11 protein-coding genes are annotated in these 11,225 nt (G+C 72.8%); 3 read left to right on the top strand and 8 right to left on the bottom strand.

Annotated features, from left to right (window positions below):
* The coding region (locus tag ROTAS13_RS26280; protein WP_139323340.1) for a hypothetical protein at positions 1-240 on the bottom strand (240 nt) is incomplete at its 3' end.
* 114 nt (positions 241-354) lie between these two features.
* Positions 355-1,527, bottom strand: a complete 1,173-nt coding sequence (locus ROTAS13_RS12325; protein ID WP_075822492.1) for an NAD(P)/FAD-dependent oxidoreductase — start codon at positions 1,525-1,527, stop codon at positions 355-357.
* A gap of 150 nt (positions 1,528-1,677) precedes the next feature.
* Here ROTAS13_RS12325 and ROTAS13_RS12320 point away from each other — a divergent pair, with 150 nt between their 5' ends.
* Positions 1,678-2,049 carry an FKBP-type peptidyl-prolyl cis-trans isomerase gene (locus tag ROTAS13_RS12320; protein ID WP_019459786.1) on the top strand — a complete coding sequence of 124 codons (372 nt, stop codon included), beginning with the start codon at positions 1,678-1,680 and terminating at the stop codon, positions 2,047-2,049.
* Between the two features lie 72 nt (positions 2,050-2,121).
* On the opposite strand, the gene ROTAS13_RS12315 is transcribed toward ROTAS13_RS12320, so the two are convergent.
* From ROTAS13_RS12315 to ROTAS13_RS12295, 5 genes are all read right to left on the bottom strand, one after another.
* Positions 2,122-3,243, bottom strand: a complete 1,122-nt coding sequence (locus ROTAS13_RS12315) for an NADH:flavin oxidoreductase/NADH oxidase (RefSeq protein WP_075822491.1) — start codon at positions 3,241-3,243, stop codon at positions 2,122-2,124.
* A complete protein-coding gene (locus tag ROTAS13_RS12310; RefSeq protein ID WP_019459788.1) occupies positions 3,240-4,139 on the bottom strand; it encodes a DUF2272 domain-containing protein in 900 nt (299 codons plus the stop codon). The genes ROTAS13_RS12315 and ROTAS13_RS12310 overlap by 4 nt, the downstream gene beginning before the upstream one ends.
* Before the next feature lie 272 nt (positions 4,140-4,411).
* On the bottom strand, positions 4,412-5,245 hold the full coding sequence (locus tag ROTAS13_RS12305; protein WP_019459789.1) for a lipid-binding SYLF domain-containing protein: 834 nt from the start codon (positions 5,243-5,245) through the stop codon (positions 4,412-4,414).
* Positions 5,246-5,346: 101 nt separating this feature from the next.
* Positions 5,347-5,982 carry a histidine phosphatase family protein gene (locus ROTAS13_RS12300; RefSeq protein WP_019459790.1) on the bottom strand — a complete coding sequence of 212 codons (636 nt, stop codon included), beginning with the start codon at positions 5,980-5,982 and terminating at the stop codon, positions 5,347-5,349.
* Positions 5,983-6,070: 88 nt separating this feature from the next.
* Positions 6,071-6,919, bottom strand: a complete 849-nt coding sequence (locus ROTAS13_RS12295; RefSeq protein WP_226946122.1) for a DMT family transporter — start codon at positions 6,917-6,919, stop codon at positions 6,071-6,073.
* 146 nt (positions 6,920-7,065) lie between these two features.
* On the opposite strand from ROTAS13_RS12295, the gene ROTAS13_RS12290 reads away from it, so the two are divergent.
* Positions 7,066-8,127 (top strand): quinone-dependent dihydroorotate dehydrogenase, encoded by a 1,062-nt coding sequence (locus ROTAS13_RS12290; RefSeq protein WP_075822490.1) that lies wholly within the window; start codon positions 7,066-7,068, stop codon positions 8,125-8,127.
* Positions 8,124-8,969, top strand: coding sequence for a TIGR01459 family HAD-type hydrolase (locus tag ROTAS13_RS12285; RefSeq protein WP_075822489.1), 846 nt, complete (start codon positions 8,124-8,126; stop codon positions 8,967-8,969). Before ROTAS13_RS12290 ends, ROTAS13_RS12285 begins: the two co-directional genes overlap by 4 nt.
* A 419-nt stretch (positions 8,970-9,388) precedes the next feature.
* Here the strand turns inward: ROTAS13_RS12285 and ROTAS13_RS12280 are convergent.
* The coding region (locus tag ROTAS13_RS12280; RefSeq protein ID WP_075822488.1) for an FUSC family protein at positions 9,389-11,225 on the bottom strand (1,837 nt) is incomplete at its 5' end.

The raw sequence follows: 11,225 nt of genomic DNA, 5'->3' as shown, positions 1-11,225 counted from the left end.
TCGCCTTACGGTGGAGCTGTGCGTAGATGTGATCAAGAGCCAGGCCTTCCGGACCCGCTTCCTCGCTGGCTTCGGCGGCGGCAGGCTCTCGGCCCAGGTCAGCAGCCCGGCCACCACGGCCACATAGAGCGGGCCGCTGACCCACCAGGGAAAGCCGGTCAGGGCAACGACGCCAGTCCCGATCAGCACGGTCACGGCAACGACGGCAAGGTTCCGGAGAAAAGCGCGGAGCTTGGGCATGGCCCCATAGAACGCAAGCGCCCCGCGAATACAAACCCTTGAAAACGCTGATTTACATCCAGGGCCATCCGGGAACGGAAAAAGAACCTTCCGGGCGGTGCCCTCCAGGCGAAGTCAGAGCGCCTGTCCGGCGCACCAGCCGCTCGACCAGGCCCACTGGAAGTTGTAGCCGCCGAGCCAGCCGGTGACGTCCACCGCCTCCCCGATCGCATAGAGGCCGGGCACGTCGCGCGCCTCCATGGTCTGGGAGGAAAGCGCCCGCGTGTCGATGCCGCCCAGCGTGACCTCGGCCTTGGCATAGCCCTCCGTGCCGCTGGGGACCAGGCGGCGGCTCTTCAGCCCCTCCGCCACCCGGCGCAGTTCCCGGTCCGGCAACTCCCCCATGGGCCGTGCCACGCCGTCCGCCAGGGCGACCGCCAGGCGCTGCGGCAGCACCTCCCCCAGCACGGTCCGCAATTCGGCGCGCGGACGGCTGTTCTTGCGCTCGATCAGGAAGGCGGCGGCATCGCGGTCCGGCAGCAGGTCCAGGATGACCGCCTCCCCCTCCCGCCAGGGCGAGGAGATCTGCAGGATGGCTGGGCCGGACAGGCCACGATGGGTGAAGAGCACCGCCTCCCGGAAGGCATGGCGGCCGCAGCGGGCCACCGCCTCCAACGACACGCCGCTCAGCGGGCGCATCATCTCCAGCGCCTCCCCGGCGAAGGTCAGCGGCACCAGGGCCGGGCGCGGCTCCACCAGCGGCAGGCCGAACTGCCGCGCGACGTCATAGGCGAAGCCGGTGGCGCCCATCTTCGGGATGGAGGGACCGCCCGTCGCCAGCACCAGCGCCGGCGCGGCGAAGGCGCCCCGGTCGGTCTCCACGCGGAAGCCGCCGCCGTCATGGGCGACTGCGGTGATCCGGTGTCGCAGCCGCAGCTCCACCCGCGCCGCCTGGCATTCCGCCAGCAGCATGGCGAGGACGGCCCGCGCCGAACCGTCGCAGAAGAGCTGGCCCAGCGTCTTCTCGTGCCAGGCGATGCGGTGCTTCTCCACCAGTGCCAGGAAGTCGTGCTGCGTGTAGCGGCGCAGGGCGGATTTCGCGAAATGTGGGTTGGCGGAGAAGAAGCGCTCCGGCACCACGCCCAGGTTGGTGAAGTTGCAGCGCCCGCCGCCGGAGATCAGGATCTTGGCCCCCGCCTGGTCCGCATGGTCGAGCAGCAGCACGCGCCGCCCGCGCTGTCCCGCCGCCATGGCACACATCAGCCCCGCCGCCCCGGCGCCCAGGATCACCGCATCGAAGGATTCCATCGCGGCTCCCTAGCCCGTGGCCGCCGCCGGCGGAACCGCCGGACTCGTGAATCGCCCCCAAACAGTTGACCGGCCGGGGAAACCGCCCGGGTTTGGCCTCGGCCCGCCCCTGCCCTACAAGCGGGCGGACCCAGTTCAGGGATTCCGGGTATGACCGACAGCGCCGACCAGTACAGCACCCTGCCTTCGGGCATCCGCTACCGTGACGAGGTGGTCGGCGAGGGGGAATCCCCCCGTCCCGGCCAGTGGGTCACCGTCCACTACACCGGCTGGCTCGACGACCAGGGCAAGCCGGGCCGCAAGTTCGACAGCTCCCGCGACCGCGGCGACCCTTTCCAGTTCATGATCGGCATGGGGCAAGTCATCTCCGGCTGGGATATCGGCGTCTCCACCATGAAGGTGGGCGGGCGCCGCATCCTCGTCCTGCCGCCGGAGCACGGCTATGGCGCGCGCGGCGCCGGCGGCGTGATCCCGCCCAACGCCACGCTGATCTTCGACGTGGAACTGCTCGGCCTCGGCTGAGCCCAGGGTTCCGGGTCGGCGCCAAAGCGCCGGCCCCGGTTCCGCCACGGCCTCCCCGCTACAGGGGCCGTATCAGAGGGGCGGCATCGGTGCCGCCACCCCGTCCCGCAGCGGATACTTGCCCCAGCCGCGCTCGTATTGCGGCGGGATGGAGAGGTCGCTCGTCCGGCCCAGCGCCTCGGCGGCCCGGACAGGCCAGTAGGGGTCCTTCAGGATGGCCCGTGCCAGCAGCACCAGATCCGCCTTGCCCTCGGCCAGGATCGCCTGGGCCTGCTGCGGCTCGGTGATCATGCCCACGGCGGCCACCGGGATGCCGGCGCCCCGCCGCACCGCCGCAGCGCCCGGCACCTGATAGCCGGGACCGACCGGGATCTCCGCATGGGCCGCGTTGCCGCCGGAGGAGACATCCACCAGATCCACGCCGGCCTCCCGCAGCCGGCGCGCCAGTTCCACGCTTTCCTCCGTGGTCCAGCCGCCTTCCACCCAGTCGGTGTGGCTGATCCGCACCCAGAGCGGCACGTCGCCCGGCAAGGCGGCACGGAGCGCGGCCGCCGTTTCGCGCGCCAGCCGCGTCCGCCCGGCGAAACCGCCGCCCCAGCCGTCGTCGCGGCGATTCGCGAGGGGCGAGAGGAACTGGTGCAGCAGGTAGCCATGCGCCGCGTGGAGTTCGACCACCCGGTAGCCCGCCTGCACCGCCCGCCGCGCGGCCTCGACGAAACCGGCGATCGTGGCGCCGATCTCCGCCTCGCTCATGGCGTGCGGCGTGGCATAGCCCTCGAAGGGCACGGCACTCGGCCCGACCGGCTCCCAGCCATGCTCCGAGGCCGGGCCATGCCTCCAGGGCGGGTTACGGCTGCCCTTGCGCCCGGCATGGGCGAGCTGGATCGCCGGCACCGCTCCGGCGCGGGCGATGGCGGCGGCGAGGCGGGCATGGCCCGGCACCTGCGCCTCCTCCCAGATTCCGAGGTCCCAGGGGGTGATGCGCCCTTCCGGCAGCACGGCGGCGGCCTCGGTCATCACCAGCCCCGCCCCGCCCAGGGCGCGGGAAAGGAGGTGCTGCAGGTGCCATTCCGTGGGCCTGCCATCCGGCGCGCAGCAGTACTGGCACATGGGCGAGACGCCGATCCGGTTCGGCAGGGTCACGCCCCGCATGGTCAGCGGCGTGAAGAGCGAGGTGCTGGGCTGGTCGGTCACGAGACGGGCGCTCCGATGCTGGCCGGGGGATTGGCGGGGATGGGTATGGCCGCGCCGAAGGGCGGCAGCCTGCCGATCCGGTCCTCGATCACGCCGAACAGGACGGGCTCCCCCGCCGGGCGCGGCAGCAGGCGCCCCGAGGCATCGGTGGGGAAGCGCGTCATGGTGACCGCATCCTCCACATTGCCGCCGACCGCTTCCGCCACGAAAGGTCCGACCCGCACCACGATGTCGCAATGCATGGCGCGGAACTGCCCGATCTCCGCCAGCCTCTCCCGCCAGTCGGTGAGCGGGCGGCGCGAGCGGTCGCCGCAGACCAGATCGCCCGGTGCAGGGGCATAGTCGCCGATGCTGTGCGGGACGAAGGGCGCCTGGGCCGGGAAATCCCGCGCGTCGGCCAGGATGGCGTCCAGGTAGAAGGAATGCGCGGCGTTCCCTGCGAACTCGCGCTGGTCCACCCCGGCGGAGCGCATCACCCAGGAGATGAAGGCCGCCGACCAGGCGGGCTCGCGCCAGGGGGCCGTCGCCGCGCCTTGCAGGGCGGCGGCATAGCGGTCCCGGTTCCGGTCGATCACCGGCCGGTCCTCCTCCACCGCGCGCCAGTAGGCGAGGACGCGGGGGAAGTTGGCGATGGCCGATTCCGGTCCCGGTGCCTTGCTGGGCGGGTGCTTCTCGCCGGGCGTGGTGACGTAGCCGCCCCAGTCCTGCCATTCCGTCAGCGCGAAGCGGACGATCCGCTCCCGGGTGGAGGGCGGATAGGAGAGCGGCGGCTCGCGGAACCGGGCCGTGGCCTGCGGCGGCGTGGCGCAGGCGGCGAGCAGGGCGGTGGGCCACAGTGCCAGCAACAGGGCGTGGACCCGCCTCCCGGCGGAAGCGGAGGGCGCGGACAGGCGCATCGGGCGGTGATCCGGAACAGGACCGGGCTTCGCGCCAGGTCTGTGGAGGAAGGGGGACGGCCGTGGATCACGCCCGCCCGAAGGCAGAGGCACGGAGGCCGGTTGGCCAGCCGCGGGACGGCCCGCTGGATAGCACCATGCCGACGGACCCGCACCACCCGGGGTTGCATCCCCGGCTTTCGCGCCGGGGATGCCGGCGGCGGCACCTCGTTCCCTGCACGGGGGCAGCGGCGCCACGGCATCCGGCGCGGTCCGCTCCCGCGCCGGGACGGTCAGTGCAGCGTCTCGCGCGTGATCCCGCCGCCGGTCACCGGGGCGCTGTAGGCGGGGGGCGCGGCCTGACCATAGGGGGCGGCGCCCGGGACACTCCCTTGGGCCGGCGCCGCATAGGGCTGCGCGGAGGGCGGTACGACGGCTTGGCTGGCGCCGTACTGCATCAGCACCGCGCGCAGCGGGTCGGCGCCCTGGTTGTAGGCGGTCATGCTGAGCACGATGTCGCGCACCGCGACCGCCCGCCCGTAATAGGCCTGGTTGCCTTCGTGATAAGGGCTCATCACCGCGCCATCGAGGGTGATGCCGGCATAGAGGCCGCGGGTCTTGGCATAGGCCACCACGTCCGCTCCGGCCGCCGTGGTGGTCGCGCCGCCCATGCCGCCGCCCACCGTCACCAGGGCGATGGAGATGTCGCCGCCGAGCTTGACCTGGTTGTCCAGCACGGCGTTCAGCCCCTTGTCCGTCAGGATGAAGAACATGAGCTGTGCGTCCTGCAGGCCGATCTGCAGGCCGAGCGAGCCGGAGCCGAAGCTGTAGAAGGCCGGCGAAGACCAGGATCCCGCCCCGTCACGCGCCGTCAGCACGCAACTGCCGCCCTGCGCCCCCAGGATGAAGCCCGCCTTCAGCACGCGCGGGCAGATCATCACCGCGCGGGAACGGCGGAGCGAGCCCTGGGTGTCCTGCCGCACACCCGGATCGCCCTGGCCCAGCATCTCCTGCGCTGTCAGCGTCGCGCGGTCCACCAGCGTCTGCTGCTCGGCGGCCGGTGGGATCGAGCCCCCGCCGCAGGCCGCCAGCGCCATGAGAAGCACAAGGCACATCGCACGGCGCATCAAATTCTCCCCCTAACCCCTTGGTCCCGATCCCTGTTCTAAACGCAAAGAATGGCTGTGACCAAGCGTCGGCGCCTCCGGAGGACGGATTTCCGGCCGCCTCAGTGCAGTGCGCTGAGGCCGGGCGGCTCCTCGTTCACCGCGCCGACGCGCCACTGGCCGCTGAGATTCTCCAGCCGGGTCAGGGACAGGTTGCGGACGGAGAACTGCAACGCCTGATAGGGGCTGAAGCCGCAGGCATGGGCCAGCGCGGCGCGGATCGAGCCGCCATGCGCCACGATCACCAGCGATTCGCCCGGATACTTGTCCACCAGATCGTCCAGCACCGGGCCGACGCGCTTCACCACGTCGCCGACGCTTTCCCCGCCGGGCGGCCGCTCCTCGGCCGAATGCGGCCAGAACGGGTGCGGCGGGTCGCGCAACAGGGCGGTGAACTCCTCATGCGTCAGCCCCTGCCAGCGGCCCAGGTTCTGCTCGCGCATGTCCGGCAGCACGGTCAGCCTCTGCTCGGGATAGCCTCCGGCGAAGACGGCCGCCGCGGTGGAGCGGGTCCGCGCCAGCGGCGTGCAGAACCAGCGGGCCGGGCGCGGCAGCCGCTCGGCCAGCCAGGCATGGGCCACCTGCTCCGCCGCCAGGGCCACGGTGCAGAGCGGCACGTCCATGTCCCCGTACATGGTCAGCCGGGCCGAGGGCTCGACGATGGCGTGCCGGATCAGGAAGAGGCGCGTCAGGATCATGGCCCCGCTTATGGCCGAGGCACGGGCCGGTGAGAGCCCCCTTTGACGGCGCCCCTCCCGTGCCGTGGCGGCACGGGTCGACCGCCGTTCAGGCCGCGCGGGCCGAGCGCTGGCTCATCACCCCCGACAGCATCACCACCGCCGCGCCCGCCATGGCCCAGGGTCCCGGCACCACGCCCCAGATCGCGAGGTCGAAGACCACCGCATAGGCGAGCGCGCTGAATTCCAGCGGCGCGAGGCGGGAGGCCGAGGCATGGCGGAAGGCCCCGGCCAGGCAGAGCGACGCCACGCCGGAGAAGACGCCGTTGGCCATCAGCGCCGCGAGATCCCGCGTCCCGGGCGGCACCCAGCTTTCCATCAGGAAGGGCAGCAGCACCAGCAGCCCGGGGGCCGAGGTCCAGAGGATCAGCCGCGCCATCCCGGCCTCGTGCCGCAGCCAGCGGTTGATCGTCATGACGATGGAGTAGCAGACGGTGCCCATCAGGGCCCAGAGATAGGAGGCCACCGGCGCGCCGCCGGTCAGACCGGGCAGCAGCGACATCAGCACGCCACCGAAGCCCAGCGCGCACCAGCCCCAGGCGGAGGCGGGAACCGGCTCCCGCAGGAAGAGCGCGGCCAGGGCCAGGGTGAAGAAAGGCGCGGTGAAATAGACGAGGTAGCCCTCGGCCAGGGCAAGGCCGCGCAGCGCCAGGAAGAAGCCGAAGGCCGAGCCCAGCATCCCGGCGGCGCGCAGCAGGTGCAGCCACGGATGCCGCGTGCCCAGATCGCCGCCCAGGCCGGGGCGCGCGAGGCGCGCGAGCAGCAGCAGGGTCAGCATGGTGGCATAGCGGATGCCCACCACCTGCTGCGGCGGGTAGTGCCCCGACAGCAGCTTGGAATTCGTGTCCAGCAGGGCAAAGAGGCCCAGCGCCGCCAGCAGCAGCAGAGGTCCGCGCACCCGGTTCGTCTCCCCCATCCCCCCGCGGGCCGACAGGCCGACCGTCCCGCGGGCCGCGTATCCCTTGTCGCGGCTTCTCCCTGGCGCCGGGCGCGTGGTCAACCCGCGCTTCCCCCATGCCCGGCTTCGGTCCATAGGGGGCGCCGATGACTCCTGCCCTCGCCTCCGCACTCATGCCGCTGATGCGCGGCATGGACCCCGAGCGCGCGCACGGCGCGGCGCTGCGGGCCCTGCGCCTCGGCCTCACCGGCCGCGACCGCATGCCGGACGATCCCATCCTGGCCACCGGGGCGCTGGGCCTGCGCTTCCGCAACCCGGTCGGCCTCGCCGCCGGCTTCGACAAGGATGCGGTGGCGGTGCTGCCGCTGATGCGCCTGGGTTTCGGACTCGTCGAGGCCGGAACCGTCACGCCGCGCCCCCAGGCGGGCAATCCGAGGCCGCGCCTCTTCCGGCTGGAGGAGGACCGCGCGGTGGTCAACCGCATGGGCTTCAACAATGGCGGCCTCGACGCCTATGTGGCGCGGCTGGCGGCCCTGCCCCGCCCCCTGCCCGCCGTGCTGGGCGCCAATATCGGCATCAACAAGGAAGGCGCCGATCCGGAGCGCGACTACCCTGCGCTCTATGCCGCCGTGGCGCCGCACGCGGATTACGTGACGCTCAACGTCTCCTCCCCCAACACGCCGGGGCTGCGGGACCTGCAAGGCGAGGCGCGTCTGACCGCCATCCTCTCGGCCGTGGCGGAGCGCCGCGCCGGGCTGGCGAAGCAGCCGCCGCTGCTGGTGAAGATCGCCCCCGACCTCGCCGAGGATGCCCTGCCGGCCATCGTGGAAGCCTGCATCGCCCAGGGCGTGGCCGGGATCATCGTGTCCAACACCACCATCGCCCGCCCCTCGACGCTGCGCTCGCCGCGCCGGGCCGAGGCGGGCGGCCTTTCCGGCCCGCCGCTCTTCGCCCCCTCCACCGCCATGCTGGCGGCGGTCCACCGGCTGGCGCGCGGGCGGCTCGTGCTGGTGGGGGCGGGCGGCGTCGGCAGCGCGGAACAGGCCTATGCCAAGATCCGGGCCGGGGCCTCGCTGGTGCAGATCTACGCGGCGCTGGCCTATGAGGGACCGGCGCTGATCCCGGACATCAGGCGCGGCCTCGCCGCGTTGCTGCGGCGCGACGGCTTCGCGCATATCTCGGACGCGGTGGGAGTTGACGCGGCATGAAGATCTTCGAAGGCATTACCCCGCTGGCGGAGCGCTATGACGGCTTCGTGGTGGATCTCTGGGGCGTGGTGCATGACGGGGTGCAGGCCTATCCCGGCGTCACCGACGCGCTGGCGCAGCTCCAGGCCGCCGGCAAGCGCGTGGTCTTCCTGAGCAACGCTCCGCGCCGCTCCTGGGTGGTGGAGGAGCTGCTGGCCCGGCTCGGCGTGCCGCGTTCGCTCTACGTGGACGCCGTGACCTCGGGCGAGGTCGCCTGGGAGATGCTGCGCGACCGCACCGACCCCTGGTTCGCGAAGCTCGGCCGCCGCGCCTACCACCTCGGCCCGGCCACCGATCTCAGCGTGATCGAGACGCTGGACCTGACCCTGGCGGAGCGGCCGGATGGCGCGGACTTTCTGCTCAACACCGGCCCCGACCCGCAGCTCGGCCCGCATGCGCTGGAGCCCTATGACGCGGTGCTCCGGGCCTGCGCCGAGAAGGGCCTGCCGATGGTCTGCGTGAACCCGGACCGAGAGGTGGTGGTGGGCGGCCGCATCCTGCTCTGCGCCGGGGCCTTCACCGACCGCTACCGCCTGCTGGGCGTCACCGACATCTTCGAGGTCGGCAAGCCGGACCCGACCGTCTATGGCCCGGTGCTGCGCCGCCTCGCCGTGCCGAAGGAGAAGGTCCTGGCCGTGGGCGACGGGCCGCGCACCGATCTCGCCGGGGCCAAGGCCGCCGGGCTCGACTGCGTCTGGGTGCTGAACGGCCTCTCCGCCGCGCTGGCGCCGGACCAGCTCGACACCATCGCCGCCGCGGAAAAGGTCTTCCCCCTCGCGGCCCTGCGCGCCTTCCGGCCCTGAGGCGCAACCGGCGCGGCGCCCCGAATGCAGGGTGGCGTCGCCTGGTCCTGGCGTTGCGCTTCGTGGCCAGCCCCGGGGGAGGCTCCGCCTGCCCCCGGAACCCCCACCGCCGGGGAGATCGTATCTCCCCGGACCTCACCTTGCGTGGGTGCGGGTGACAAGGCCTGCCTTCCCGAACCCAGGGGGCAGGCGGGGCAAAGGAGCTCAAGAAGGAAAACACCCTGTCCGCGCTGGTGGCACCGGCAGTCCGCCGGAGAGCATGGCTCTCCGATGCGTCCGGCATCAGCGGAGGTCAACTCATCGGGTCCAGGGCCCGCAGTGTCCTCACGGAGTGGGGGTTTGGGGGCGAGGCAGCGCCTCACCCCCAAAGGACGGCGCAAACTCATGACGGGCTCGCCCAGGGAAAGCCACCGTTCCGATCAGCCGAGGTAGCGCGCTCCGGCCTGTTGCAGCAGCCGGGCCTGGCGCAGGGCGCGGCGCTGTTCCGGCGACAGTCCTTCCTCCGGCGGCCATGCGGGCTCCGGCGAAGCTCGGCCCGCGCGCAGGGCCGCCGCCACGGCTTCCAGCCCGGCGGCCAGTTGCCGGCCGAATGCCGGGTCGCCGCTTCGGGAATGGCGGGCGGACTGCAACCAAACGGCGGTGCTGGCACCAGCCAGGCGGCGCAGGAGCAGGAGGGCGGTCCCGGCGGCCTCCTGGCGTCGCTCGCCCTCGCCCCCATGCTCGCCCACCTGCCCCCAGGGCTCACGGGCGGCACGCTCGCGCAAGGCTTCGGCATTGACGCTGGCAAGCCCGGCCGCTCGCCGCGCCGCCTCGGTCGCCGCCCGGTCGGCGTCGGGTCCAAAAGCCAGCGCGGCATAGCGCGCATGCGCTTCCAATGCCCCGGCAAGGGCGAGGCGCAGCCGCTGCGGCGCCCGCTCCGGCCAGAGCAGCATGGCCCCCGCCAGGGCGATGACGCTGCCCAGCACGTTGTTGAAGGCGCGCAGCCCGGCCAGCCCGGCATGGCTCGCGCCCGGCACGGTCAGGTCCACCAGCAGCACGAAGAGCGGCGTGAGGAAGAAGACGAAGAGCGCATAGCTCACGCCCCGGACCGCCAGGGTCGCCATGGCCAGGGGAAAGATCGCCAGGGTCAGCGCCAGGGGACCCTCCAGCACCCAGCCTAGGAAAGCGGCCGCCAGCCCGCCCAGCACGCTGCCGACCGCGCGTTCCAGCGCCCGGGGCCAGGTCGTGGCGATCTCCGGCTGCTGCACCAGGATCACCGCCATCGTGGCCCAGTAGGCCTGTGGCAATTCCAGGAGATGGGCCAGCACCATCACCCCGGTCACCAGCACGGCCGAACGCAGGGCATGGCGGAAGACCAGCGACTCCCAGCGCAGGTTGGCCAGCAGCAGCACCCAGAACCTGTGGGCCTGCCGTGGCTGCGGCGCGGGCGGGCCAGCCGGCGCGTTGTCGATCATTCCGCGCAGGGCGGCGGCCATGGCGTGCAGGCCCTCCCCCGCCTCGCTTTCCGGCGCGGCGGGCATGGCCTCCAGCCGGGCCAGGGCGGCGCGCAGCCGGGCATCGGGCGGCTGCCCCGCCTCCATCAGCCGGGACTGGCGCAGCAGCACCACGGCCAGTTGCCGCAACTGGCGCCGGGCGGCCCGGCGGTCCGGTGGCGTGGGCCGCTGGCCCTGCTCCTCCAGCCGGTCCTCCAGCGCGATCAGCAGGGCGAAAAGCCGTTCCGCCGTTTCCAGCCCGATCAGCAGCCGCCCCACCGCGTCGCGCAGGCCACGGGCGCGGAGGAGCTGCTCCAGGGCAGCGCGGGCATTCTCGATGGACAGGCGCACGGCGCGGCGGTGGCGCCCGGCATGCTCGCCCCAGGCATTCTCCGTCGAACCCTCCGCGAGAAGCCGGTCCAGGTCGGCGCACAGGGCAGCCAGGTCGCGGAAGGCCGCGGCCAGGGCCAGGCGCGAGGGGCGGAAGGGATGGATGCGCCAGAGGGTCAGGCTGAGCAGCAGCGCCCAAAGGCAGCCCCCCGCGAAGATCAGCCCGAATTCCAGCGCCGCCCCGGCGGAATGAACCGGCTGGTCTGCCGCCACCGCGAAGGCCACCACCGCCAGGGCGCCGGCCTGGGTGATGGCGGCGCCGTAGAGGCGGCCCAGCCCGCCCAGGAAGGTGCAGAGGCACAGCAGCGCTGCCGCGAAGGGCCAGCCCAGCCCGCCGCTGACAGCCCCTGCCAGGGCGCAGAGGGTGGAGACGGCCGCGTAGCCCGCCATGAGC

The organism is Roseomonas sp. TAS13 (assembly GCF_001950415.1).
In the GTDB taxonomy this organism is placed as follows: domain Bacteria; phylum Pseudomonadota; class Alphaproteobacteria; order Acetobacterales; family Acetobacteraceae; genus Roseomonas; species Roseomonas mucosa.
Note: the sequence above shows the minus strand (reverse complement) of the source record. Positions and strands in the feature narration are given on the sequence as shown.